The following is a 25436-nucleotide window of genomic DNA, read 5'->3' on the forward strand; positions in this document are numbered from 1 at the left end:
GGGCTCACGCCGCCCGGGGGATCGGTCGCCTGTCCTCGACGGGTTCGGGCTCGGCGATGGAGTTGTTGAGCCGGCCCGCACCCCACGTCAAACCGGCGATCACCATCAGCGTCAGGAACAGCACAACGATGCCGCCGGCGGTGAACAACCAGGTCGGCGCGCCCTGGTCGCGCTCGCGCTGCAGGATGGTGACTTCCAGGACGAACGGCCGCGTGCTCGATGCCAGCGCGGGAACCTCGGGGGCCGGAATGGCGGCGTCCGCCGGTTCCCAGATCGGCACGGCCGTCATCGTGCGGCCGTCCTGCACCCGCAGCAGGGTCTTCCAATCGCCCCACACCGGAACCGGCTGGGTGGACCGGTAGTGCCCGGGCCCGATCTTGGCGAGCCGGTCGATGACCAGGCCGCGCTCGTTATTCATTCGCCCCTGCCAGGACAGGATCGTCAACCAGTCCGGGTGATCGCTGACCATGTCGGCGGGTCGGAGTTGGACGTCGGCCGACACCATGCGCTGCCCCGGTGTACTGGGCAGATCGGTCAACGTGATGGTGGCGTTGTTCTGGCCCGGCACCAGGATGTGCAGGCCGTTGGCCACCGCGCCGCCGATCACGAGCACTGTGGCGACGATGACGGAGATGCCGACGCGGCGGGCTGGCAGGCGTTGGCCGGTAAGCACCATTCCGAACAGGGCGCCGCACACACCCATCAGCACCGCGACCGGCACCGCCATCGCCAGGGCCTCGCCCCACATGCGCATCGGCCAGGGGTAGTGGTACACCGTCGCGATCCACAGCGACTCCAGCCACAGTCCGACCGTGCCCACGCCCAGGCCCGCGACGGCGCCGAACACGATGGGGCGCTTGAAAAGCGGGGTCAAGGCGATCAGCTCGACCGCCAGCGCGGGGCCGAGGTACAACGGGAACCAGTTGATAGGGGCCCCGAGGATCGGGCCGACCAACAGAGCGACACCGCCGCGCAGGGCGATGGCGAACACGGCAGCGATGACGGCCGCCCCTCGCCCCATGGTGGTGCGGGCGGCGACCGCCGCCAAGGCCGCCGCGCCGGCGATCAGCATGGGCTGCAGCACCAGGCGGAATTGCGGGACGCCGAAGTCGAACTCGATCTGATAGACCGACAAGCCGATGAACAACCCGCCGAAGGACAGGTAGCGCAAAAAAGTGATGAAGGCGCCGTGATAGACGTCCGGGCCTTCCTCGGCCTCACCCTCGCGTTCCAGCATCAGCACCGCGAACAGCGAAAAGCAGGCGCCGCCGATCATCATCAAATGTGTTGGACCCCAAAGGGTTACATCCTGGCCGAAGATGCGGTGCCAGATGTCGTCGAGCGGGAAACCGATCATCGCGTACAGCCCGCAGCCGGCCATCAGCACGCCGCCGACCGGTGCGTGCCAGTTCTGCGTGATCCGCACCGCCGCCGGGCCGGGCTTGTCGAACGGCAGCACCACCGCCGTCATGCCGCCCAGGAAGATGCCGAACAATCCGATGATGATGAAGTAGTGCGCCGGGTTGGCCAGCGGGCCCGGGTCGCGGCCGTTGCCGATGTGCCAACTGACGTCCCAGATGAACCCGAACAGCGCGCAGATGATCGATGTGGTGAAGACCAGAACCGGCAAGGCGACCCAACCGGGCCGGTGGAATTTCTCGCCCATCTTGTCGGCGGCGCGGGTCAGCCACCGGATGCGATGGGTGCGGTGGGCGTAACCCACCCACAGCAACAGCAGGGTGATCACCACCGCGGCGATCGAGAGCCCGATCACCTGATTCAGTCCCGCACCGCGTGCCGGTGCCTCGGCAACAATCGTCAGTTCATTCGACCGCATCGTCGTGCCTCCCAACCGCGCCGGGCTGCCCCGGAGGATCCGAGTGAAGTCAACCGCTTATTACTGTCAAGTAGGTTCGCGATTGTTTGTTTAATGCCCCGATCGGGGGCTCGTCAATCACGCTGTTTGTCGGGCGTGTCGGACCGGGAAGCGTCGGTGCGCGAACCCGCGGCGCCGCGGCCTTCGCGGCGGTCGCGCAGCGCGATGTACAAGACCACTCCGACGACGATCACCGCAGGCAGGAACGCCGGCGCCGCCAGCAGGAGGTAGTGGTGCGCCAGGAATTCGACGTGCGGAGTCACTGTGGTCGTATACCCATAGATAGGCCGTGTCCTTCGGCCGTTACCCTACTTTGAACACCTTTTCATTCGGGCTGCCATCACCACGTGGCAGATGTGTCCCCGCGCGCGGGCACAAGAAAGAGGCAGGGGAGCACCTGGTGACTCAAGCGGCAACTCGACCGACGGCCGATACCGGCAACGACGAGGACATCTTGGCGGTGGCCCGGCAGCAGGTGCTGGAGGGCGGCCAGGGATTGAGCCGGGACCAGGTGCTGCGGGTGCTGCAACTGCCCGACGACCGGCTCGACGAGCTGCTGGCGCTGGCCCACGAGGTGCGGATGCGCTGGTGCGGTCCCGAGGTCGAGGTCGAGGGCATCATCAGCCTGAAGACCGGCGGCTGCCCGGAGGACTGCCACTTCTGCTCGCAGTCGGGCCTGTTCGCGTCGCCGGTACGCAGCGCCCGGCTGGACATTCCCAGCCTGGTCGAGGCGGCCAAACAGACCGCCAAGTCCGGCGCCACCGAATTCTGCATCGTGGCCGCGGTGCGCGGCCCCGACGAGCGGCTGCTGGCCCAGGTCGCGGCCGGCATCGAAGCGATCCGCAACGAGGTCGAGATCAACATCGCCTGCTCGCTGGGGATGCTGACGGCCGAGCAGGTCGAGCAGCTTTCCGAGATGGGTGTGCACCGCTATAACCACAACCTCGAGACCGCGCGCTCGTTCTTCACCAACGTCGTCACCACCCACAGCTGGGAGGAGCGTTGGGAGACGTTGTCGATGGTCCGCGACGCCGGCATGGAGGTCTGCTGCGGCGGCATCCTCGGCATGGGCGAGACGCTCGAGCAGCGCGCGGAATTCGCCGCCGAGCTGGCCGAACTCGGTCCCGACGAGGTGCCGCTGAACTTCCTGAACCCGCGGCCCGGCACCCCGTTCGGCGACCTCGAGGTGATGCCGGCGACCGAGGCGCTGAAGTCGGTGGCCGCCTTCCGTCTGGCGCTGCCGCGCACCATGCTGCGGTTCGCCGGCGGCCGCGAGATCACCCTGGGCGATCTGGGTGCCAAGAAGGGCATTTTGGGCGGCATCAACGCCGTGATCGTCGGTAACTACCTGACCACCCTGGGTCGTCCGGCCGAATCCGACCTGGAGTTGCTCGACGACCTGCAGATGCCCCTCAAGGGGCTCAACGCCAGCTTGTAGACCGGCTAACCGCGGCTAGGGTTGGAGACTGGTGGTTGGCGATCTGGGCGCTGTGGTCAGCGCCGGCGTCTACAACGTCTACACCGGGGAACTAGGGGGCACCGCAGTGCCGACAGCCGCTCAGTTGGGTCTTGAGCCTCCCCGGTTCTGCGCGGCGTGCGGCCGCCGGATGGTGGTGCAGGTCCGCCCCGACGGCTGGCGAGCGCGCTGCTCGAGGCACGGCGAGGCCGATTCCGCGGATCTGGAGACGCAGCGTTGACCGAGCAACCCGAGACCGCCGCCGCGGATGCCGCCGCGCCGGACGCCGCCTTGCGCCGGACGCGGACCCGCGCGCTCCTGATCGTGGCCCTGGGATCGGCGGCGACCGGCCTGGCGATCGGCGGGCTGTGGGCGTGGATCGCACCGCCGATTCGCGCCGTGGTGGCGCTCACCCGCTCGGGCGAGCGGGTTCATGACTATCTGGGCAACGAATCCGAGCACTTCTTCGTCGCACCGGCGCTGATGCTGGGGCTGCTGACCGTGCTGGCGATCGTGGCGTCGGTGGGGGCGTGGCAGTGGCGCGAGCACCGCGGGCCGGGAATGGTGATCGCCCTGTCGAGCGGCATGGTGGCGGCCGCCGCCGCGGCCGCCGCGGTGGGCGCCGGGCTGGTCCGGCTGAGCTACGGCGCCCTGGACTTCGACGCGGTACCCCTGACGAAAAGCCCGTCGGTCGCGTACGTCACGCAGGCGCCGCCGGTGTTCTTCTCGCACGGTCCGCTGCAGATCGCGGTGGGCCTGCTGTGGCCGGCCGGTATCGCGGCTCTGGTCTATGCCGTGCGTGCGGCCGCGGACGCCCGTGACGACCTGGGTGCGCTTCCGCGCGAGCCTAGGCCTTCCGATGCGCTGCCGGTGCAGGGCGGCGGCGCCGCGGAAGCGCCCGTGTCATAGCGGGCGGCGGCCGATCTTGCGGCCCGTGACGACCTTGGCCGCGATCTTCAGCAGGCGGGCCATGCCGACGTAGGTCATCGGGTTGAACATCGTCGGCCAGGTGGTTCGCACCAGGTGCTCGGTCAGCGGGCGGCCCTCGAAGCGATCCGTCAGCCAGCGCAGCGTCATCGGCGCCGACAGCGGATGCAGCATCATGTGCTCGTTGAAGGCGTCGCGATGGTAGGTGACCCGCGCGCCGCCGGACGAATACGCGTGGGCGAGCGCGTCGATGTCGTGGACGTCGATCAGGTAGTCGTGCACGGCCTGGACAATCAGCACCGGTGGCGTCGGGACGGCCGCACCCAGCTTGATGTGGTCGAAGACGTAGGTGATCTCCGGGGTGGACAGGATCTGCTCGAGCGGCTGGTCGAGGAAGTCGCCCATGTTCTTGCCGGCCATCCGCACGACGGCCTCAACCGTCGTCATCTTCTCGAGCGAGTCGAGCAGGGCCCGCCCCTCCTCGTTGGAGTGCTCCCTGATCAGCCGGTCCAGGTCGGGATAGATGTGCGCGAGCGCGGCCACCACCAGCGCCGGAAGCCCCGACAGGAAGCCGCCGTTGAGCCGGCGGAAGGTGTTGCCCAGGTCCCCGACGGGTGAGCCCAGCACCGCGCCGACGATGTCGAGTTCGGGCGCGTACTCGGCGCACATTTCGGCGGCCCACGCGCTGGCCAGCCCGCCGCCCGAGTACCCCCACAGCCCGACGGGGCCGGGGGCCGAAATGCCGAGGCGCTCCGAATTCCGAGCGGCCCGGATGCCGTCCAGGACGCGGTAGCCGGGCTCGTACGGGGCGCCCCACAGGCCGCGCAGACCCTCGTGGTCGGGCACCGAGACGGCCCACCCCTCGGCGACGGCCGCGGCGATCAGGAAGAACTCGAACTGGCCGATGGCGCCCAGCGCCTTCGCCCTGCGCCGCAGCGCGTAGGACGGGAAACAGCGCGACGAGACGGCGTCGATCGCGCACTGGTACGACAGCAGCGGGCACGGCCGGCCCGAAGCGATTTCGGCGGGGACGATCACGGTCGTGGCGGTGGCCTCCGGCTCGCCGTTCATGTCCATGGTCCGGTACAGCAGCTGGACGGCCTTGACGGGCTGGGGGATGAGGCCGAGGAACGCCAGCTCGACGTCGCGCGAGCGCAGCACCGTCCCGGGCTCGGCGTGCTGGAAGCCCAGCGGCGGCTGGTAGAACGGGTCGTCCGAGGGCAGCAGCGGACGCACCTTGCGCTGCAGTTCCTCGTGCGGCGGGCGGGCGATCCATTCCGCGCCCTGCGTGCCTGCCAGGTTGCCGAGCTCAGCCATTGAGGCTCCCTTCGTGGCCACCCGGCATTCTCGCGCACGAACGGCAGGTAACCAAAACGTAATCGCCGCACTGTGAGCGATTTCTTGTCACACCAGGAGGGTCAGATGCGCCACTAAAAACGAGTCGTCCTAGGCGTCTACCCGAAGACGCAGTTCGCCAAGCCTAGCCTGCCGGTCCCGGCGGCTTGAGCGCGGCGAATTCGTCGGTGACGCGCAGCGCCGCGTCGGTGAACCGATACAGCGCGGCGGGACGTCCGCCGCTGCGGCCGGATTGCGCGATGGTGCCGGTCGCCGTGATGACACCGCGCCGCGCCAGCACTCGTTGCAGGTTCGTCGCGTCGACCTGATACCCCAGCGCGGCGCCGTAGATGTCGCGCAGCGTGGAGAGCGCGAATTCCCTTGGCGCCAAAGCGAAGCCGATATTGGTGTAGGACAGTTTGGCGATCAGCCTGGTGCGGGCGTTCTCGACCATCTGACCGTGGTCGAAGGCCATCGGGGGCAGGGAGTTCACCGGATGCCAGCGGGTGTCCGGCGGCAGCTCGGGGCTGGCGGGGGAGGGCACCAGGCCCAGGAAGGTGGACGCGATCATGCGGGTGTCGGGCACCCGCTGCGGGTCGGAGAACACCGCGAGCTGTTCCAGGTGAGCCAGCTCTTTGAGATCGACCTTCTCGGCGAGCTGGCGCCGTACCGAGGTGATCATGTCCTCGTCGTTGCGCAGCTGCCCGCCGGGCAGTGACCACGTGCCCTGTTGCGGATTTTTGGCGCGTTGCCATAACAGCACGTTCAGCTGCGGTTTCGCCGTGTGGTGTCCCTTCGTAACCTGGCCGGCCACGTCGCGAACCTGGAACACGACCGCGAGCACTTCGTGGGCGGTGCTACCATGGGCCATGTTTTCGATTATAAGTCGAAAACCTCCTGGGCTGAAAGGAGCCGCCATGACGGTTATCAATCGCATGGACACGCTCGCCGAAAGCATGGTCGCCGACATCACCAATTCACCCACCGGCTACGCCGGTGTGGCCGGTGATGAGCAATGGGCCGCCGAGGTTCGCCGCCTGGCGAAGCTGCGCGGCGCCACCGTGCTGGCGCACAACTATCAGCTGCCCGAGATCCAGGACGTCGCCGACCACGTGGGCGACTCCCTGGCGCTGTCGCGGATCGCGGCCGAGGCGCCCGAGGACACCATCGTGTTCTGCGGGGTGCACTTCATGGCCGAGACCGCCAAGATCCTGAGCCCCGACAAGACCGTGCTCATCCCGGACCAGCGTGCCGGATGCTCGCTGGCCGATTCCATCACCGCCGACGACCTACGCGCCTGGAAGGACGAACACCCCGGCGCGGTCGTCGTCTCCTACGTCAACACCACCGCCGCGGTGAAGGCGCTCACCGACATCTGCTGCACCTCGTCCAACGCCGTCGAGGTGGTCGAGTCCATCGACCCGGACCGCGAGGTGTTGTTCTGCCCGGATCAGTTCCTCGGCGCCCACGTCCGCCGGATGACGGGCCGCGAGAACCTGCACGTGTGGGCCGGCGAATGCCATGTACACGCCGGGATCAACGGCGACGAGCTCAACGACCAGGCCCGCGCGAATCCGGACGCCGAGCTCTTCGTGCACCCCGAATGCGGTTGCGCCACTTCGGCCCTGTATCTCGCGGGCGAGGGGGCCTTCCCGCCGGACCGGGTGAAGATCCTGTCCACCGGCGGCATGCTGGACGCCGCCGCCCAGACCAACGCACGCAAGGTCCTGGTGGCCACCGAGGTCGGCATGTTGTATCAATTGCGCCGGGCCGCACCGCAAGTCGACTTCCGCGCGGTCAACGACCGCGCGTCCTGCAAGTTCATGAAGATGATCACCCCGGCGGCCCTGCTGCGCTGCCTGGTCGACGGGGCCGACGAGGTCCACGTCGACCCCGACGTCGCCGCCGCCGGCCGGCGCAGCGTTCAGCGAATGATCGCGATCGGGCAGCCGGGCGGTGGCGAATGATCGCCCGTCCCCAGTGGACGCACAGCGCCGACGTCGTCGTCATCGGCACCGGTGTTGCGGGATTGGCCGCCGCGCTGGCCGCCCATCGCGCCGGCCGCGGCGTCGTCGTGCTGAGCAAGGCCGATCAGGCTGGCGGGGCGACCGCGACGCACTACGCGCAGGGCGGCATCGCGGTGGTGCTGCCGGACAACGACGACTCGGTGGAGGCCCATGTCGCCGACACCGTGGTCGCGGGCGCGGGTCTGTGCGATCCCCAGGCGGTCTACTCCATCGTCGCCGACGGCTACGCGGCCGTCGCCGAATTGGTCGGTGAGGGAGCGCGATTCGACGAAGCCGCCCCGGGCAGGTGGGCGCTGACGCGCGAAGGCGGACACTCGCGGCGCCGCATCGTGCATGCCGGTGGCGACGCCACCGGTGCGGAGGTGCAGCGGGCCCTCGACCACGCGGCGCGCAGGCTGGACATCCGCACCGGCCATGTGGCGCTGCGGATCCTGCACGACGGCGCGGCCGTGACCGGCGTCCTGGTGGGCACCCCGGATGGATACGGAATCATCAGCGCGCCGTCGGTAATCCTGGCCTCCGGCGGCCTCGGGCACCTGTACGGCGCGACCACCAACCCCGAGGGCTCCACCGGCGACGGCATCGCGTTGGGCCTGTGGGCCGGTGTCGCGGTCAGCGATCTCGAGTTCATTCAGTTCCATCCCACCATGCTCTTCGCCCCCGATGCCGTCGGTGGGCGGCGCCCGCTGGTCACCGAGGCCATCCGCGGTGAGGGCGCGAAACTGATTGACCGGCAAGGTGATTCGGTGACCGCCGGTGTGCACCCGATGGGGGATCTTGCGCCGCGTGACGTCGTCGCCGCCGCCATCGACGCCCGGCTGAAGGCCACCGGCGACGCCTGCGTCTTCCTCGACGCGCGCCACATCGGCGACTTCGCCCGCCGGTTCCCGACCGTGACGGCCGCCTGCCGGGCCGCGGGCGTCGATCCCGTCCGGCAACCCATTCCCGTTGTCCCCGGGGCGCACTACAGCTGCGGTGGCATCGTCACCGATGCGTACGGCCAAACCGAGCTTCCCGGGCTGTTCGCCGCGGGCGAGGTGGCGCGCACCGGACTGCATGGCGCCAACCGGCTGGCCTCCAACAGCCTGCTGGAAGGCCTGGTGGTCGGCGGGCGGGCCGGCAAACTGGCGGCCGCGCATGCGGGGGCGACCGGGCGTGTTCACGCGGTCGCGCCCGAACCTGTCATCCACGCCGCGCCGGAGCGCGCTGAACTGCAGCGAGCGATGAGCCGGGACGCTTCGGTGGTGCGCGACGCCGCCGGACTGAACCGGCTGTCCACCATGCTGTCGCAGGCGAAGACCCGCGCGTTGTCCGGTCGCCGCGACTTCGAGGACGTCGCGCTGGCCGTCGCCGCCCGCGCGGTCACGGCCGCCGCCCTGGCCCGCGACGAGAGCCGGGGCTGCCACCATCGCGAGGAATATCCGCAGACCGCGTCCGAGCTGGGGCGCAGCAACGTGCTGCGCCTGGTCGGCGACGACCAGAATGCGGTGCTGGTGGAGGGTCTGGCGGCGGTCGTATGACCACGATGTCCGACTGTGAGCTGACCGCCGCGCGGGAAACCATTCGGCGCGGCCTGGTCGAGGACCTGCGCTACGGGCCCGACATCACCACCCTGGCGACGGTGCCCGCCGAGGCGGTGGCGACCGCCGCGCTGGTGCCCCGCCAGCCCGGCGTGATCGCCGGCATCGACATCGCGTTGCTGGTGCTCGACGAGGTGGTGGGCGCCGGCGGCTACGAGGTGGTCGACCGCGTCGAGGACGGGGCCCACGTGGAGCCGGGCGAGTCGGTGCTGACCCTGCGGGCCGAGACGCGCGGCCTGCTGACCGCCGAGCGGACCATGCTGAACCTGATCTGCCATCTGTCGGGGATCGCTACCGCGACCGCGCACTGGGTGGCCGCCGTGCACGGCACCAAGGCCCAGGTGCGCGACACCCGCAAAACCCTGCCCGGCCTGCGGGTGTTGCAGAAATACGCGGTGCGGGTCGGTGGCGGCGTCAACCACCGCCTCGGGCTCGGCGACGCGGCCCTGATCAAGGACAACCACGTGGTGGCCGCGGGATCGGTGCTCGACGCGCTGCGGGCCGTGCGCGACGCGGCGCCGGAGCTGCCGTGCGAGGTGGAAGTGGATTCACTCGAGCAGCTGGATGAGGTGCTGCCCGAGAAGCCCGAACTGATCCTGCTGGACAACTTCCCGGTGTGGCAGACGCAGATGGCCGTGCAGCGCCGCGATGCGCGCGCACCCGGCGTGCTGCTGGAGTCCTCGGGCGGCCTCAGCCTGGAGAACGCGGCCGCCTACGCCGGGACCGGGGTGGACTACCTGGCCGTCGGCGCCCTGACCCATTCGGTTCGGGTGCTCGACGTCGGCCTCGATATGTAGCCCTTCGTTTTAGCCGCGAGACTGTAACTACCGACGCCACCACTCGGGCGATGCGTCGCCAGTTGCAGTCTCGCGAACGAGCGTGACGAGTCAGGCGATGTCGCCGACGAATACACCGATCCGGCGCAGCTGCATGCGTGCCATCCGCGGCAGGCGTTCGGCCTCGGGGCCCTCGGTGCCGGCGGGCAGTATTCGCGGGTTGGTGATATGCACCACGCGGTTGCGGCTGAACTGCACGTCGGCTTCGCCGGCGGCCAGGACGTTCTTGACCCAGTTCGTCTTGCCGTGGCCCAGGGCGATCGCCAGCACCTGTCCCTTGCGATAGGGGGTGATGATGGTCTCGTACGACGTGCCGGAGGTGCGGCCCCGGTGCTTGATGGTCGCGGTGCCGGGCAGAAAACGCGCGATCGGCTTGATAGCCGAATTCAGGTACTTAACCTGAAGGTTCTCGAACCAGACCGGAAAGACCATCGGGACGCCCGGCGCGTTGTTGGGATGATCCTGTTTGGACATGACCGCACTGTACCGGCCGGATATTGACTTGAGTTCCTCTGGGACAATGGACACCGTGAGCGCCACCCAACCGTCGCCGATGGCCCATATCGACCTGCGGGGCACCGAGCTGACGGCTGCCCGATTGCGGGCCGCGTTGCCCCGCGGCGGCGCCGACGTGGAGACGGTGCTGCCCAAGGTGCGGCCGATCGTGCAGGCCGTCGCCGAGCGCGGCGCCGAAGCGGCGCTGGAGTTCGGCGCCACCTTCGACGGGGTCCGGCCCCCGGCCGTCCGGGTGCCCGAGGCCGCGCTGGAGAAGGCCCTGGCGGAACTGGACGCGGGCGTGGCCGACGCGCTGCGGGTGATGATCGAACGCACCCGCGCCGTGCACGCCGACCAGCGTCGCACCGACGTCACCACCACCCTGGGCCCGGGCGCGACGGTCACCGAGCGATGGGTCCCGGTCGAGCGGGTGGGTCTCTACGTGCCCGGCGGCAACGCCGTCTACCCGTCCAGCGTGGTGATGAACGTGGTGCCGGCCCAGGCCGCCGGCGTCGCCTCGCTGGTGGTGGCCAGCCCACCGCAGGTCCGAGGGCGGGGCCAGTTCGAAGGCCTGCCGCACCCGACGATCCTGGCCGCCGCCCGGCTGCTGGGGGTCGACGAGGTATGGGCCGTGGGCGGCGCGCAGGCGGTGGCGCTGCTGGCCTACGGCGGCACCGACCTCGACGGCGCCGACCTGGCGCCCGTCGACATGATCACCGGGCCCGGCAACATCTACGTCACCGCCGCCAAGCGGCTGTGCCGGTCGCGGGTCGGGATCGACGCCGAAGCCGGGCCGACGGAGATCGCCATCCTGGCCGACCACACCGCCGACCCGGCGCACGTGGCCGCCGACCTGATCAGCCAGGCCGAGCACGACGAGATGGCGGGCAGCGTGCTGGTCACCCCCAGCGCGGACCTGGCCGCCGCCACCGACGCAGAGCTGGCCGCCCAGCTGCAGACGACGGTGCACCGCGAGCGGGTGACGGCCGCGCTCGGTGGACGGCAGTCGGCGATCATCCTGGTCGACGACCTGGACGCCGGCGTGCAGGTCGTCAACGCCTACGCGGCCGAGCATCTGGAGATCCAGACCGTCGATGCGGCCGCCATCGCGGGCCGAATCCGTTCGGCCGGAGCCATTTTCGTCGGCCCGTATGCACCGGTCAGCCTCGGCGACTACTGCGCCGGATCAAACCACGTGCTGCCGACCGCGGGCAGCGCCCGGCATTCCAGCGGCCTGTCCGTGCAGACCTTCCTGCGCGGCATCCACGTCGTCGACTACACCGAGGCGGCCCTCAAAGACGTGTCCGGACACGTGATCGCGCTGGCCGAGGCCGAAGATCTGCCGTCACACGGCGAAGCGGTGCGGCGGAGGTTCGAGCGATGACGACCGAGAGGCCCACGCCCCAGCCGACACTTGATGACCTGCCGCTGCGCGACGACCTGCGCGGCAAATCGCCCTACGGCGCACCGCAATTGGACGTCCCGGTCCGGCTGAACACCAACGAGAACCCGCACCCGCCCAGCCAGGCGCTAATGGACGACGTGGTGCGCTCGGTGAGCGAGGCGGCCGCGGACCTGCACCGCTACCCCGACCGCGACGCGGTCGCCCTGCGCGCCGACCTGGCCGCCTACCTGAGCGCCCAGACCGGCGTCCCGCTCGGAGTCGAAAACCTCTGGGCGGCAAACGGTTCCAACGAGATCCTGCAGCAGTTGCTGCAGGCGTTCGGCGGGCCGGGACGCACCGCGATCGGGTTCGTCCCGTCCTACTCGATGCACCCGATCATCTCCGACGCCACCCGCACCGAATGGCTGCACGCCGCCCGGGCCGACGACTTCAGCCTGGACGTCGATACCGCGGTGGCCGCCATCACCGACCGCAACCCCGACGTCGTGTTCATCGCCAGCCCCAACAACCCGTCCGGGCAGAGTGTTTCGCTGCCAGACCTGCGGCGGCTGCTCGACGTGGTGCCCGGCATCCTGATCGTCGATGAGGCTTACGGCGAATTCTCCTCGCAGCCCAGCGCGGTCGAGCTGGTGGGGGAGTATCCGACCAAGCTCATCGTCTCGCGCACCATGAGCAAGGCGTTCGCCTTCGCCGGGGGGCGGCTGGGCTACCTGATCGCCACCCCGGCGCTGATCGACGCGATGCTGCTGGTGCGGTTGCCGTATCACCTGTCGTCGCTCACCCAGGCCGCCGCACGCGCCGCGCTGCGGCACGCCGATGACACGCTGGGCAGCGTGGCGACACTGATCGCCGAACGCGAGCGGGTCTCAGCGGCCTTGGCCGGCATGGGTTTTCGGGTGATTCCCAGCGACGCGAACTTCGTGCTGTTCGGCGAATTCGCCGACGCGCCGGCCGCCTGGCAACGCTATCTGGACGCCGGGGTGTTGATCCGCGACGTCGGCATCCCCGGCTACCTGCGCGCCACGACCGGACTGGCCGAGGAGAACGACGCCTTCCTGCGCGCCAGCGCCCAGGTCGCCGCCACCGAACTGGCCTCCGTTTCCCCCAGCCCCGTAGGAGCACCGTGACAGCGACCGCTACCCGCCGTGCGCGCATCGAGCGCCGCACCAAGGAATCCGACATCGTCGTCGAACTCGACCTCGACGGCACCGGCCAGGTCGACATCGACACCGGTGTGCCGTTCTACGACCACATGCTCACCGCCCTGGGCAGTCACGCCAGTTTCGACCTGACCGTGCGCACCAAGGGCGACGTCGAAATCGAGGGCCACCACACCATCGAGGACACCGCCATCGCTCTGGGGCAGGCGCTCGGCCAGGCCCTGGGCGACAAACGCGGCATCCGCCGGTTCGGCGACGCCTTCATCCCGATGGACGAAACCCTGGCCCACGCCGCGGTCGACGTGTCCGGCCGTCCCTACTGTGTGCACAGCGGGGAGCCGGATCATTTGCAGCACACCACCATTGCCGGCAATTCGGTGCCGTATCACACCGTCATCAACCGGCACGTGTTCGAATCGCTGGCCATGAACGCGCGCATCGCCCTGCACGTGCGGGTCCTGTACGGACGCGACCCGCACCACATCACCGAAGCGCAGTACAAGGCGGTTGCCCGCGCGCTGCGTCAGGCGGTCGAGTCCGACCCTCGGGTCTCGGATGTGCCCTCCACCAAAGGGGTTCTGTGACGGCATCAAAAAAAGTAGTTGTCCTTGATTACGGCTCGGGCAACCTGCGGTCGGCGCAGCGTGCGCTCGAGCGGGTCGGTGCGTCGGTCGAGGTGACGGGCGACGCGGGCGCCGCGGCGGCCGCCGACGGACTGGTGGTGCCAGGCGTCGGTGCCTACGAGGCCTGCATGACGGGGCTGCGCAACATCGGCGGGGACCGCATCATCGCCGAACGGGTCGCCGCCGGGCGCCCGGTGCTGGGCGTCTGCGTCGGGATGCAGATCCTGTTCGCCCGCGGCGTCGAATTCAGTGTGGAAACCGAGGGATGCGGTCAGTGGCCGGGGTACGTGACGCGACTGCAGGCGCCGGTCATTCCGCACATGGGCTGGAACGTCGTCGAATCCGGGCCTGGCACCGTGCTGTTCAAGGGACTCGACGCCGACACCCGGTTCTACTTCGTGCACTCCTACGCCGCCCAGCAGTGGGAGGGTTCGCCCGACGCGGTGCTGACATGGGCCGCCCATGAGGGCCCGTTTCTGGCGGCGGTTGAGGACGGGCCGCTGTCGGCCACCCAATTCCACCCGGAAAAGAGCGGGGATGCCGGCGCGGCCGTGTTGAGCAATTGGGTCCAGGCCCTGGGATGACCTTCGCGAAACTGTATTCCATTACGCAAACTTCGAGAGGATGCGTCGCCAGTTGCAGTCTCGACGCAAAGGAGAAAACGTGTTGATTTTGTTGCCCGCGGTCGACGTGGTCGACGGCCGTGCCGTGCGCCTGGTGCAGGGCAAGGCGGGCAGTGAAACCGAATACGGGTCGGCCCTGGACGCCGCGCTGACCTGGCAGCGCGACGGCGCCGAATGGATCCATCTGGTCGACCTGGACGCGGCGTTCGGGCGCGGCTCCAACCGCGAACTGCTGGCCGAGGTGGTCGGCAAGCTCGACGTGCAGGTGGAGCTGTCCGGCGGGATCCGCGACGACGATTCGCTGGCCGCCGCCCTGGCCACCGGCTGCGCCCGGGTGAACCTGGGCACGGCGGCCCTGGAGAACCCGCAGTGGTGCGCCCGCGCGATCAGCGAGCACGGCGACAAGGTCGCCGTGGGTCTGGACGTGCAGATCGTCGACGGTGCGCATCGGCTGCGCGGTCGGGGCTGGGAAACCGACGGCGGCGACCTGTGGGAGGTACTGGAACGCCTTGATGGGCAAGGGTGTTCGCGGTTCGTGGTGACCGACGTGACCAAGGACGGCACGCTGGGCGGTCCCAACCTGGACCTGCTGGCATCGGTCGCCGACCGCACCGACGCCCCGGTGATCGCCTCCGGCGGCGTGTCCAGCCTCGACGACCTGCGCGCCATCGCCACCCTCACCGACCGCGGGGTCGAGGGCGCCATCGTGGGCAAGGCCCTCTACGCGGGGCGATTTACCTTGCCGCAGGCGCTGGCCGCGGTGGCGGAGTAGCACCGCATGGACGTGCACACGCTGGTGGCGCAGGCGTCGGCGATCCTCGACGACGCGGCCGAACCCTTTCTTGCCGGTCACCGCGCCGATTCCGCGGTCCGCAAGAAGGGCAACGACTTTGCCACCGACGTGGACCTCGCGATCGAGCGGCAGGTGGTCGCCGCGCTCGTCGAGGCGACCGGGATCGGGGTGCACGGCGAGGAATTCGGCGGTTCGGCGGTCGACTCGCCCTGGGTGTGGGTGCTCGACCCGGTCGACGGCACGTTCAACTACGCGGCCGGCTCGCCGATGGCCGGCATCCTGCTGGGTCTGTTGCACCATGGTGACCCGGTGGCCGGACTGACCTGGCTGCCGTTCATCGACCAGCGCTACACGGCGGTGGCGGGTGGGCCGTTGCGCAAGAACGGGGTGCCGCAGCCGCCGCTGAGCTCGATCGACCTGGCCGACGCCCTGGTCGGCGCCGGATCGTTCAGCGCGGACGCGCGGGGCCGGTTCCCGGGACGCTACCGGATGGCGGTGCTGGAGAACCTCAGCCGGGTCTCGTCGCGTTTGCGCATCCACGGCTCCACCGGGCTTGACCTCGCCTTCGTCGCCGACGGAATACTCGGTGCGGCAATAAGTTTCGGCGGTCACGTGTGGGACCATGCCGCCGGCGTCGCGCTGGTCCAGGCCGCCGGCGGGCTGGTGACCGACCTGGCCGGTGAGCCGTGGACTCCGGCGTCGGATTCCGCGCTGGCGGCCGGTCCCGCCGCACACGCCGAGATCCTCGAAATCCTGCGCAGCACGGGCCGACCGGAGGACTACTGATGGCCCCGAATCCCAGCGGCCTTGCGGTGCGCGTGATCCCGTGCCTGGACGTCGACAACGGCCGGGTGGTCAAGGGAGTCAATTTCGAAAACCTCCGCGATGCAGGCGATCCCGTGGAACTTGCGGCCGCGTATGACGCCGAGGGCGCGGACGAGCTCACCTTTCTCGACGTGACGGCGTCGTCGTCGGGTCGGACCACCATGCTCGATGTGGTGCGCCGCACGGCGGAGCAGGTCTTCATCCCGCTGACCGTCGGCGGCGGGGTGCGCACCGTGGCCGACGTCGACGTATTGCTGCGGGCGGGCGCCGACAAGGTCTCCATCAACACCGCCGCGATCGCCCGGCCCGAGCTGCTGGCCGAGATGGCGCGGCAGTTCGGTTCCCAGTGCATCGTGCTGTCGGTCGATGCCCGCACGGTGCCCCCCGGCGCGGTGCCCACACCGTCGGGTTGGGAGGTCACCACCCATGGCGGGCGCCGCGGCACCGGGCTTGACGCGGTCGAATGGGCTTCGCGCGGAGCCGATTTGGGGGTGGGGGAGATCCTGCTGAACTCGATGGATGCCGACGGCACCAAGGCCGGATTCGACTTGGAGATGCTGCAGGCGGTGCGCTCGGCGGTCACGGTGCCGGTCATCGCCAGCGGCGGAGCCGGTGCGGCCGAACACTTCGCGCCCGCGATCGCGGCGGGCGCCGATGCCGTGCTGGCGGCCAGCGTGTTCCACTTCCGGGAGTTGACCATCGGGCAGGTGAAGGCCGCCATGGCAGCGGAAGGGATCACCGTGCGATGACGCTCGACCCCGAGATCGGCGCGCGGCTGAAGCGCAACGGCGACGGCCTGTTCGCCGCCGTCGTCCAGGAGCGCGGCAGTGGTGATGTGCTGATGGTCGCCTGGATGGATGACGCGGCGCTGGCCCGAACGCTGGAAACCCGTGAGGCGACCTACTTTTCGCGGTCACGCGGCCAGCAGTGGATCAAGGGGGCGACGTCGGGTCACACCCAGTACGTCCACTCGGTGCGACTGGACTGCGACGGCGATACCGTGCTGCTGACTGTCGACCAGGTCGGTGGGGCCTGCCACACCGGCGACCACAGCTGCTTCGACGCGGACGTGCTGCTGCCACCGGAGCGCTGACCCGCCGGTCGGTCCGCGGTCACGTTCCGCACGCGAACGCGCACGACTTCGACAAGAATGGCGGGCAATGTCGAAATGGTCGTCCTGGAACGTCGTTGTGCCGGTGCTCTCCGTTGTCGTGCTGGTATTGATCTGGGGCGAGACGCTCGGTCCCGTGCTGGTGGGGCTGACGGCGCTGTTTCTCATCGGTGCGGTGGTCGCCGCGGTGCACCACGCGGAGGTGGTCGCGGCCCGGGTCGGCGAGCCGTTCGGGTCGCTGGTGCTCGCGGCCGCGGTGACCGTCATCGAAGTGGCCCTGATCGTCGAGCTGATGGCATCCGGGGGCAACGAGACGGCGACCCTGGCCAGGGACACGGCGTTCGCCGCGCTGATGATCACCACCAACGGAATCGCCGGCTTGTCGCTGCTGCTCGGTTCCCGGCGCTACGGCGTGACGATATTCAACGCCGAAGGCAGCGGCGCCGCGCTGGCCACGGTGACCACCCTGGCGACGCTGAGCCTGGTGCTGCCCGCGTTCACCACCACGACGGTCGGCAAGGAGTTCTCACCCGGGCAGCTCACCTTCGCCGCGGTCGCCTCGCTGCTGCTCTACCTGGTGTTCGTGTTCACCCAGACGGTGCGGCACCGCGACTTCTTCCTGCCGGTCGCGCAGAAGGGCCAGAAGAGCCTCTTCGCGGACGAAAGCCATGCCGAACCGCCGACCACCCGCGCGGCGCTGACCAGCCTGGGGCTGATGCTCGGCGCCCTGGTGGCGGTGGTAGGCCTGGCCGAGGAGGAGTCACCGGCCGTCGAGAAGGCGGTGACCGCGGTCGGCTTCCCGCAGTCGTTCGTGGGCGTGATCATCGCGGCGCTGGTGCTGCTGCCCGAGACGATCGCGGCGGTCCGGGCGGCGCGGCAGGGCCGCATCCAGATCAGCCTGAACCTGGCGTACGGCTCGGCGATGGCCAGCATCGGGCTCACCATCCCGGCGATCGCGCTGGCGTCGATCTGGCTCAAAGGGCCGCTGGTGCTCGGCCTCGGCGCCATCCAGCTGGTGTTGCTCGCCCTGACCGTCGTGGTCAGTGTGCTGACGGTGGTTCCCGGCCGGGCCACCCGCCTGCAGGGCGAGGTGCACCTGGTGATGCTGGCCGCCTACGTGTTCCTCGCGATCAGCCCCTGACGGTCACGCCCGGGCGCGCAGCGTCGCCAGCGCCTTGTCGGCGTGGCTGTCCATGTTGAACTCGCTGGAGATCACCTCGAGCACCGTGCGGTCGGTGTCGATGACGAACGTCGTGCGCTTGACCGGCATCAGCTTGCCCAGCAGGCCGCGCTTGACGCCGAACTGCGTGGCGACGGCGCCGTCAGTGTCCGACAACAGGGGGTAGTCGAACTTCTGCATGTCGGCGAACTTGGCCTGCTTGGGCACGGCGTCGGCGCTGATTCCGACCCGGTTCGCCCCGACCGCGGCGAATTCGGCGGCCAGGTCGCGGAAGTGACACGCCTCCTTGGTGCAGCCGGGTGTCATCGCGGCCGGGTAGAAGAACAGCACGACGGGTCCGCTGGAAAGCAGTTCGCTGAGCTTGCGCGGCGCCCCGGTCTGATCGGGCAACTCGAAGTCCGCGACGGTGTCACCAGGTTTCATGTCGCGAGCGTAACGCCACGGCGGGAAACCGCCTCGATATCCGCCATGGCGTTACGCCCGCGAACCCGCGACCCCCATCTGGGAGGATGGTTCGGTGCAAGCCCACCTCGCCGCGACGACCTCACGAGAGGACTTCCGCCAGCTGGCAGCCGAGCACCGGGTGGTTCCGGTGACCCGCAAGGTGCTGGCCGACAGTGAGACGCCGCTGTCGGCCTACCGCAAACTCGCCGCCGACCGCCCCGGCACGTTTCTGCTGGAGTCGGCCGAGCACGGCCGCTCCTGGTCGCGGTGGTCGTTCATCGGCGCGGGGGCGCCGTCGGCGCTGACCGTGCGCGACGGGGAAGCCGTCTGGCTGGGCGTGGTGCCACAGGACGCACCGACCGGGGGCGACCCGCTGCAGGCCCTACGGGCCACGGTGGAGCTGCTGGCCACCGGGCCGCTCGAGGGGCTGCCGCCGCTGTCGGGCGGCATGGTCGGTTTCTTCGCCTACGACATGGTGCGGCGCCTGGAACGGCTGCCCGAACTGGCCGTCGACGACCTCAGGCTGCCCGACATGCTGCTGCTGCTGGCCACCGATGTGGCCGCGGTCGATCACCACGAGGGCACGATCACGCTGATCGCCAACGCCGTGAACTGGAACGGGACCGACGAGCGGGTCGATGAGGCCTACGACGACGCGATCGCCCGGCTCGACGTGATGACCGCCGCGCTGGGTCAGCCGTTGTCGTCCACGGTCGCCACGTTCGAGCGGCCCGAGCCGCGCTACCGCGCGCAGCGCAGCGTCGAGGAATACGGGAAGATCGTCGACTACCTCGTCGAGCAGATCGCCGCGGGCGAGGCGTTCCAGGTGGTGCCCTCGCAACGCTTCGAAATGGATACCGCGGTCGACCCGATCGACGTCTACCGGATGTTGCGGGTCACCAACCCGAGCCCCTACATGTACCTGTTGCATGTGCCCAATAGCACTGGGGGAACTGACTTTTCGATTGTCGGCTCCAGTCCGGAGGCATTGGTCACCGTTGCCGACGGCGTCGCGACCACCCACCCGATCGCCGGGACCCGGTGGCGGGGCGACACCGACGAAGAAGACCAGTTGCTGGAAAAGGAGTTGCTGGCCGACGAGAAGGAACGCGCCGAGCACCTGATGCTGGTCGACCTGGGCCGCAACGACCTGGGCCGGGTCTGCGCGCCGGGCACCGTGCGCGTCGAGGACTACAGCCACATCGAACGCTATAGCCACGTCATGCACCTGGTGTCGACCGTGACCGGCACGCTCGACGAGGGCCGCACCGCGCTGGATGCGGTGACGGCCTGTTTCCCGGCCGGCACGCTGTCGGGTGCACCGAAGGTCCGGGCCATGGAGCTCATCGAAGAGGTGGAGAAGACGCGCCGCGGCCTGTACGGCGGGGTGGTCGGCTACCTGGACTTCGCCGGCAACGCCGACTTCGCGATCGCCATCCGCACCGCCCTGATGCGCGACGGCACCGCCTACGTGCAATCCGGTGGCGGGGTCGTGGCGGACTCCAACGGTCCCTACGAGTACACCGAGGCGTCCAACAAGGCCCGCGCGGTGCTCAACGCGATCGCCGCCGCCGAGACGCTGACCGAACCGGGGACCGATGAGTGAGGCCGGCGCGGACACCGGCCGGCCGAACAGCCGGTGGCTGATCCGGATCGCTCAGGCGGTCCTGGTGGTTGCCGCGGGGACGTTGTGGGCGGCCTCGCGCCTGCCGTGGGTCGTCATCCGGTCGTTCGACGGGCTGGGGCCGCCCAAGCAGGTGACCCTGGCCGGCGCGGCGTGGTCGACGGCGCTGCTGCCGCTGGCGTTGCTCCTGCTGGCCGCGGCCGTCGCGGCCATCGCCGTGCGGGGCTGGCTGCTGCGCGCCCTGGCGGGCCTGCTGGCGGTGGTCAGCCTGGCGGTCGGCTACCTCGGGATCAGCCTGTGGGCGCTGCCCGACGTCGCGGTTCGCGGTGCCGAGCTGGCGCACGTCTCGGTGATGTCGCTGGTCGGAAGCGAGCGCCGGTACTGGGGCGCGGGCGTCACGGTGGCCGCCGCGGCGTGCACGCTGGTCGCCGCAGTTCTGCTCATGCGATCCGCGTCGGATTCGGTAGCGGCCCGCTCGAGCGCGACAAAGTACGCGACACCGGCGACGCGCCGGTCCATTTCGCGACGCGAAGGCGCCGACGAGGCGATGCTGGAGAAGCCGGAGACGCCGGGAATGTCGGAGCGGATGATCTGGGACGCGCTTGACGAGGGACGCGACCCAACCGATCGGGCAGGTGAGTCTGACACCGAGGGTCGGTGACGGACCGCAAGCCGCGGGCCGCTACCCTTCATTCACGTCGTCGCAATCGGCCGGGGAACGACAAAGTGGCCGTGGCATGACAGCGGGCGACAGGGCGAAGGGAAACGACAGGCATGAGTCCGGCAACCGTGCTTGACTCCATCCTCGAGGGAGTTCGGGCCGACGTCGCCGCGCGCGAAGCGCTCATCAGTCTGTCCGAGATCAAGGCCGCCGCGGCGGCCGCGCCACCGCCTCGCGACGTGATGGCCGCGCTGCGCGAGCCCGGAATCGGCGTCATCGCCGAAGTCAAGCGTGCCAGCCCGTCGGCGGGTTCCCTGGCGACCATCGCCGATCCGGCCAAGCTGGCCCGGGCCTACGAAGACGGCGGTGCCCGCATCATCAGCGTGTTGACCGAGGAGCGACGCTTCCACGGCTCGCTGGACGACCTCGACGCGGTCCGCGCGGCGGTCTCGATACCGATTCTGCGCAAAGACTTTGTCGTGCAGCCCTATCAGATCCACGAAGCGCGTGCGCACGGCGCCGACATGCTGCTGCTCATCGTCGCCGCGCTGGAGCAGTCGGCGCTGGTGTCGATGCTGGACCGCACCGAATCGCTGGGCATGACCGCACTCGTCGAGGTGCACACCGAGGAAGAGGCCGACCGCGCGCTCAAGGCCGGGGCCAACGTAATCGGCGTCAACGCCCGCGATCTGGCGACGCTCGAGGTGGACCGGGATTGCTTTGCGCGCATCGCGCCCGGGCTGCCCAGCAAGGTGATCAGGATCGCCGAATCCGGTGTGCGGGGCACCGGGGACCTGCTGGCGTACGCCGGTGCGGGAGCCGACGCCGTCCTGGTAGGCGAGGGTCTGGTCAAAAGCGGTGACCCGCGCGCCGCGGTTGCCGACCTGGTGACCGCGGGCACCCATCCGTCCTGTCCGAAACCGGCTCGCTAGTCACTACGCCACTTCAAGAGCCCCTGCGCTGATACGTTGAACCAGATGAGCCATCCGCGCGTAGAGCCCTGGTGATGGTGGACCTGTCCCGCCCGGATCTTCCGCTGCCGAGCGCAGCCATCGCCGAACCCACCCGTCACGAACCCGACGCCGGTGGCCATTTCGGCGTGTACGGCGGCCGCTACGTCGCCGAGGCGTTGATGGCCGTGATCGAAGAGGTCACCGCCGCCTACGAGAAGGAACGTGTCAACCAGGATTTCCTGGACACCCTGGATTACCTGCAGGCGCACTACGCCGGCCGGCCCTCGCCCCTGTACGAGGCGCCCCGCCTGTCCGAACAGGCCGGCGCGCGCATCTTCCTCAAGCGAGAAGACCTGAACCACACCGGTTCCCACAAGATCAACAACGTGCTCGGTCAGGCGTTGCTGGCCCAGCGCATGGGCAAGAAGCGCGTGATCGCCGAGACCGGGGCCGGTCAGCACGGCGTGGCGACCGCCACCGCGTGTGCCTTGCTCGGCCTGGAATGCGTGATCTACATGGGCGCCGTGGACACCGAGCGCCAGGCGCTAAACGTGGCCCGGATGCGGTTGCTGGGAGCGACGGTCGTCTCGGTCGAGAGCGGTTCCAGGACGCTCAAGGACGCCATCAATGAGGCGTTCCGGGATTGGGTTACCAACGCCGACAACACCTTCTACTGTTTCGGCACCGCCGCCGGCCCGCATCCCTTCCCGGCCATGGTGCGCGACTTTCAGCGGATCATCGGCCTCGAGGCGCGCGCACAAATTCAGGCCCAGGCCGGCCGGTTGCCCGACGCCGTGGTGGCCTGTATCGGCGGCGGCTCCAACGCCATCGGCATCTTCCACCCGTTCCTCGATGACCCCAACGTGCGGCTGGTCGGATTCGAGGCGGCCGGCGACGGCGTCGAAACCGGAAGGCACGCTGCGACTTTCAGCGGCGGATCCCCGGGAGCGTTCCAGGGATCGTTCTCCTACCTGCTGCAGGACGAGGACGGGCAGACCATCGAATCCCATTCCATCTCAGCGGGTCTGGATTATCCGGGGGTGGGCCCAGAACACGCGTATCTGCGCGAGACCGGGCGTGCCGAGTACCGTCCGATCACCGACTCGGAGGCGATGGACGCGTTCCGCATCCTGTGCCGCACGGAAGGGATCATCCCGGCCATCGAATCTGCGCACGCCGTGGCCGGCGCCCTGAAATTGGGCCCCGAATTGGGGCGGGGAGCGATCATCGTGGTGAACCTGTCCGGGCGCGGCGACAAGGACGTCGAGACGGCGGCGAAGTGGTTCGGGCTGTTGGGGTCCAGCGATCGATGACGGTGAAACAGAGCGAGGCGAGCAGGCTCGAGTCGGTCTTCGCCGGCTGCCGCAACGACAATCGCGCGGCGCTGATCGGTTACCTGCCCACCGGTTACCCGGACGTGCCGACGTCCGTGAACGCAATGACCGCCCTGGTCGAATCGGGTTGCGACATCATCGAAGTCGGGGTTCCCTATTCGGATCCCGGCATGGACGGCCCGACCATCGCCAAGGCCACCGAGCTCGCGTTGCACGGGGGAGTGCGCGTCCGCGACACCCTCGCCGCGGTCGAGGCGATCAGCGCGGCCGGTGGACGCGCCGTGGTGATGACCTACTGGAACCCCGTGTTGCGCTACGGGGTTGACGCGTTCGCCCGGGATCTGGCAGCGGCGGGCGGATACGGCCTGATCACGCCGGATCTCATCCCCGACGAAGCCGGGCAGTGGCTGGCGGCATCCGACGAGCACCGGTTGGACCGGATATTCCTGGTGGCGCCGTCCTCGACGCCGCAACGGTTGGCGATGACTGTCGAGGCGTCGCGCGGATTCGTCTATGCGGCTTCGACGATGGGGGTCACGGGGGCGCGTGACGCGGTGTCCAACGCCGCGCCCGAGTTGGTGAGCAGGGTCAAAGAGTTATCGGACATACCCGTCGGGGTCGGTCTGGGGGTGCGGTCGCGGGAGCAGGCCGCCCAGATCGGCAGCTACGCCGACGGGGTCATTGTCGGGTCCGCGCTGGTGTCGGCACTGGGGGACGGGGGGTTGACTGCATTGCGTGCACTGACTGAGGAACTCGCCGCCGGTGTTCGTCAGAGGGCGGACGCCTCATGACGAAACTCCTGGCCTATTTCCCGAGCCCGCCGCAGGGTGTGTGGCACCTGGGGCCGCTCCCCATCCGGGCCTACGCGCTGTTCATCATCGCCGGCATCGTGGCCGCGCTGCTGATCGGTGACCGGCGCTGGGAGGCGCGCGGCGGCGAACGCGGCGTGATCTACGACATCGCGCTGTGGACCGTGCCTTTCGGATTGATTGGTGGCCGGCTCTACCACCTGGCCACGGACTGGCGAACATATTGGGGCCCCGGCGGCGCGGGAATCGGGGCGGCCGTGCGGATCTGGGACGGCGGCTTGGGCATCTGGGGTGCGGTGGCTCTCGGCGCCGTCGGTGCATGGATCGGCTGCCGCCGGCGCGGGATTCCACTGCCGGCCTTCGCCGACGCGCTGGCCCCGGGAATCATTCTGGCGCAGGCCATCGGCCGGTTCGGTAACTACTTCAACCAGGAACTCTACGGCCGCGAAACCACCCTGCCGTGGGGTCTGGAGATCTTCTACCGTCGCGACCCCTCGGGATACATCGACCCCCATTCGCTGGACGGCGTCTCGACGGGGCAGCTCGCATTCGTTGTGCAGCCGACGTTCCTCTACGAATTGCTCTGGAACGTCCTGATTTTCGTCGTGCTGATCTACGCGGACCGGCGCTTCACACTGGGCCACGGGCGGCTGTTCGCTCTGTACGTGGCGGGCTACTGCGTCGGACGATTCTGTGTCGAGTTGCTGCGCGACGACACCGCCACCCACATCGCCGGCATCCGGATCAACTCGTTCACCTCAACGTTCGTGTTCATCGGGGCCGTGGTGTATCTGATGGCTGCGCCAAAGGGACGCGAAGATCCCGAGAGCCTGCGCGGCAACCTCGAAGAGGAAGCGGCCGAAGCCGAGTCGGAAGAGGAGTCCGTGACCGTCGCCGCGGCGACAACTGCGGCGGGCGCTGCCGCCGTCGCCGCGGCCGATGCCCCGGCCGGCCCGGCGGAGACCGCGGAATCTGACGAAACCGCCGCCCTCGACGCGGAAGCCGAAGAGCCCGAGACCGAGGCTCTGGCCGAGGAGCCCGAGGCCGAAGAGTCCGAAGCGAAAGAGCCTGAAGCGGAAGAGCCCGAAGCGGAAGAGCCTGAAGCGGAAGCTGAAGAGCCCGAAGTCCAAGAGTCCGAAGTCGAAGAGTCCGAAGTCGAAGAGACTGAAGGCGAAGAGCCCGAGGCCGAGGATCTGGCCGAGGAGCCCGAGGCCGAAGAGTCCGAAGCGGAAGAGCCTGAAGCGGAAGCTGAAGAGCCGGAAGCCGAAGAGCCCGAAGCCGAAGAGTCCGAAGCGGAAGCCGAAGAGCCCGAGGTCGAAGAGCCCGAAGCGGAAGCTGAAGAGCCCGAAGGTGAAGAGC

27 protein-coding genes are annotated in these 25436 nt (G+C 69.3%); 21 read left to right on the forward strand and 6 right to left on the reverse strand.

Annotated elements, in window-relative coordinates; all coding sequences use genetic code 11:
* Positions 1–4: 4 nt before the first annotated feature.
* A complete protein-coding gene (locus tag A5688_RS16210; RefSeq protein WP_067908140.1) occupies positions 5–1837 on the reverse strand; it encodes a hypothetical protein in 1833 nt (610 codons plus the stop codon).
* Between the two features lie 113 nt (positions 1838–1950).
* On the reverse strand, positions 1951–2139 hold the full coding sequence (locus A5688_RS16215) for a hypothetical protein (protein WP_067828725.1): 189 nt from the start codon (positions 2137–2139) through the stop codon (positions 1951–1953).
* A 137-nt stretch (positions 2140–2276) separates the two neighbouring features.
* Here A5688_RS16215 and bioB point away from each other — a divergent pair, with 137 nt between their 5' ends.
* The 3 genes from bioB to A5688_RS16230 are packed head-to-tail and all read left to right on the forward strand — an operon-like array spanning position 2277 to position 4241.
* Positions 2277–3314, forward strand: a complete 1038-nt coding sequence (gene bioB / locus A5688_RS16220) for a biotin synthase BioB (RefSeq protein WP_067828722.1) — start codon at positions 2277–2279, stop codon at positions 3312–3314.
* 31 nt (positions 3315–3345) lie between these two features.
* On the forward strand, positions 3346–3573 hold the full coding sequence (locus tag A5688_RS16225) for a hypothetical protein (RefSeq protein ID WP_067828719.1): 228 nt from the start codon (positions 3346–3348) through the stop codon (positions 3571–3573).
* A 50-nt stretch (positions 3574–3623) separates the two neighbouring features.
* On the forward strand, positions 3624–4241 hold the full coding sequence (locus tag A5688_RS16230; protein ID WP_067828906.1) for a DUF2567 domain-containing protein: 618 nt from the start codon (positions 3624–3626) through the stop codon (positions 4239–4241).
* Here the strand turns inward: A5688_RS16230 and A5688_RS16235 are convergent.
* Both A5688_RS16235 and A5688_RS16240 read right to left on the reverse strand, forming a co-directional pair.
* Positions 4236–5576: a lipase family protein gene (locus tag A5688_RS16235; protein ID WP_067908134.1), complete on the reverse strand. Its 1341-nt coding sequence runs from the start codon at positions 5574–5576 to the stop codon at positions 4236–4238. The two genes, A5688_RS16230 and A5688_RS16235, sit on opposite strands and share 6 nt — an antisense overlap.
* Positions 5577–5739: 163 nt before the next feature.
* On the reverse strand, positions 5740–6465 hold the full coding sequence (locus A5688_RS16240) for an NUDIX hydrolase (protein WP_067828716.1): 726 nt from the start codon (positions 6463–6465) through the stop codon (positions 5740–5742).
* A gap of 46 nt (positions 6466–6511) precedes the next feature.
* Between A5688_RS16240 and nadA the strand changes: the two genes are divergently transcribed.
* The 3 genes from nadA to nadC are packed head-to-tail and all read left to right on the forward strand — an operon-like array spanning position 6512 to position 9998.
* Positions 6512–7561 carry a quinolinate synthase NadA gene (gene nadA / locus A5688_RS16245; protein WP_067828713.1) on the forward strand — a complete coding sequence of 350 codons (1050 nt, stop codon included), beginning with the start codon at positions 6512–6514 and terminating at the stop codon, positions 7559–7561.
* Entirely contained in the window at positions 7558–9141 is a 1584-nt protein-coding gene (locus A5688_RS16250) for an L-aspartate oxidase (RefSeq protein ID WP_068268213.1), read from the forward strand. Before nadA ends, A5688_RS16250 begins: the two co-directional genes overlap by 4 nt.
* On the forward strand, positions 9138–9998 hold the full coding sequence (gene nadC / locus A5688_RS16255) for a carboxylating nicotinate-nucleotide diphosphorylase (RefSeq protein ID WP_067828703.1): 861 nt from the start codon (positions 9138–9140) through the stop codon (positions 9996–9998). The genes A5688_RS16250 and nadC overlap by 4 nt, the downstream gene beginning before the upstream one ends.
* Before the next feature lie 90 nt (positions 9999–10088).
* Here nadC and A5688_RS16260 read toward each other — a convergent pair whose 3' ends face one another.
* Positions 10089–10511: a nitroreductase family deazaflavin-dependent oxidoreductase gene (locus A5688_RS16260; RefSeq protein ID WP_067908327.1), complete on the reverse strand. Its 423-nt coding sequence runs from the start codon at positions 10509–10511 to the stop codon at positions 10089–10091.
* 46 nt (positions 10512–10557) lie between these two features.
* On the opposite strand from A5688_RS16260, the gene hisD reads away from it, so the two are divergent.
* From hisD to A5688_RS16305, 9 genes are all read left to right on the forward strand, one after another.
* Complete coding sequence (gene hisD / locus A5688_RS16265; RefSeq protein ID WP_067908324.1) at positions 10558–11916, forward strand: histidinol dehydrogenase; 1359 nt, start codon at positions 10558–10560, stop codon at positions 11914–11916.
* Positions 11913–13064, forward strand: coding sequence for a histidinol-phosphate transaminase (locus A5688_RS16270; RefSeq protein ID WP_067908321.1), 1152 nt, complete (start codon positions 11913–11915; stop codon positions 13062–13064). The genes hisD and A5688_RS16270 overlap by 4 nt, the downstream gene beginning before the upstream one ends.
* Complete coding sequence (gene hisB / locus A5688_RS16275; RefSeq protein ID WP_067828696.1) at positions 13061–13681, forward strand: imidazoleglycerol-phosphate dehydratase HisB; 621 nt, start codon at positions 13061–13063, stop codon at positions 13679–13681. Before A5688_RS16270 ends, hisB begins: the two co-directional genes overlap by 4 nt.
* Positions 13678–14304: an imidazole glycerol phosphate synthase subunit HisH gene (gene hisH, locus A5688_RS16280; protein WP_067828694.1), complete on the forward strand. Its 627-nt coding sequence runs from the start codon at positions 13678–13680 to the stop codon at positions 14302–14304. The genes hisB and hisH overlap by 4 nt, the downstream gene beginning before the upstream one ends.
* A 40-nt stretch (positions 14305–14344) precedes the next feature.
* A complete protein-coding gene (gene priA / locus A5688_RS16285; protein ID WP_120312391.1) occupies positions 14345–15115 on the forward strand; it encodes a bifunctional 1-(5-phosphoribosyl)-5-((5-phosphoribosylamino)methylideneamino)imidazole-4-carboxamide isomerase/phosphoribosylanthranilate isomerase PriA in 771 nt (256 codons plus the stop codon).
* 6 nt (positions 15116–15121) lie between these two features.
* Positions 15122–15922 (forward strand): inositol monophosphatase family protein, encoded by an 801-nt coding sequence (locus A5688_RS16290; protein WP_067908317.1) that lies wholly within the window; start codon positions 15122–15124, stop codon positions 15920–15922.
* The gene (hisF, locus tag A5688_RS16295) at positions 15922–16710 is read left to right on the forward strand and encodes an imidazole glycerol phosphate synthase subunit HisF (protein WP_067908314.1); all 789 of its coding nucleotides are present in this window, start codon (positions 15922–15924) and stop codon (positions 16708–16710) included. Before A5688_RS16290 ends, hisF begins: the two co-directional genes overlap by 1 nt.
* Entirely contained in the window at positions 16707–17054 is a 348-nt protein-coding gene (gene hisI, locus A5688_RS16300) for a phosphoribosyl-AMP cyclohydrolase (RefSeq protein WP_067908311.1), read from the forward strand. Before hisF ends, hisI begins: the two co-directional genes overlap by 4 nt.
* Before the next feature lie 67 nt (positions 17055–17121).
* Complete coding sequence (locus A5688_RS16305) at positions 17122–18213, forward strand: calcium:proton antiporter (RefSeq protein WP_067828681.1); 1092 nt, start codon at positions 17122–17124, stop codon at positions 18211–18213.
* A gap of 3 nt (positions 18214–18216) precedes the next feature.
* On the opposite strand, the gene A5688_RS16310 is transcribed toward A5688_RS16305, so the two are convergent.
* On the reverse strand, positions 18217–18675 hold the full coding sequence (locus A5688_RS16310; RefSeq protein WP_067828678.1) for a peroxiredoxin: 459 nt from the start codon (positions 18673–18675) through the stop codon (positions 18217–18219).
* A gap of 94 nt (positions 18676–18769) precedes the next feature.
* On the opposite strand from A5688_RS16310, the gene A5688_RS16315 reads away from it, so the two are divergent.
* The 6 genes from A5688_RS16315 to A5688_RS16340 all read left to right on the forward strand — a co-directional run.
* Complete coding sequence (locus A5688_RS16315) at positions 18770–20302, forward strand: anthranilate synthase component I (RefSeq protein WP_067908308.1); 1533 nt, start codon at positions 18770–18772, stop codon at positions 20300–20302.
* On the forward strand, positions 20295–20981 hold the full coding sequence (locus A5688_RS16320) for a TIGR02234 family membrane protein (protein ID WP_067908305.1): 687 nt from the start codon (positions 20295–20297) through the stop codon (positions 20979–20981). Before A5688_RS16315 ends, A5688_RS16320 begins: the two co-directional genes overlap by 8 nt.
* Positions 20982–21094: 113 nt before the next feature.
* A complete protein-coding gene (gene trpC / locus A5688_RS16325; RefSeq protein ID WP_067828672.1) occupies positions 21095–21913 on the forward strand; it encodes an indole-3-glycerol phosphate synthase TrpC in 819 nt (272 codons plus the stop codon).
* Between the two features lie 71 nt (positions 21914–21984).
* Entirely contained in the window at positions 21985–23247 is a 1263-nt protein-coding gene (gene trpB, locus A5688_RS16330) for a tryptophan synthase subunit beta (protein ID WP_207546683.1), read from the forward strand.
* Positions 23244–24059, forward strand: a complete 816-nt coding sequence (gene trpA, locus A5688_RS16335) for a tryptophan synthase subunit alpha (RefSeq protein WP_067828667.1) — start codon at positions 23244–23246, stop codon at positions 24057–24059. The genes trpB and trpA overlap by 4 nt, the downstream gene beginning before the upstream one ends.
* A partial coding sequence (locus tag A5688_RS16340) for a prolipoprotein diacylglyceryl transferase (RefSeq protein ID WP_068268215.1) occupies positions 24056–25436 on the forward strand: 1381 nt, incomplete at its 3' end. The genes trpA and A5688_RS16340, both read left to right, overlap by 4 nt.

The organism is Mycobacterium mantenii (assembly GCF_001667865.1).
GTDB classification, from domain to species: Bacteria; Actinomycetota; Actinomycetes; order Mycobacteriales; family Mycobacteriaceae; genus Mycobacterium; species Mycobacterium mantenii_A.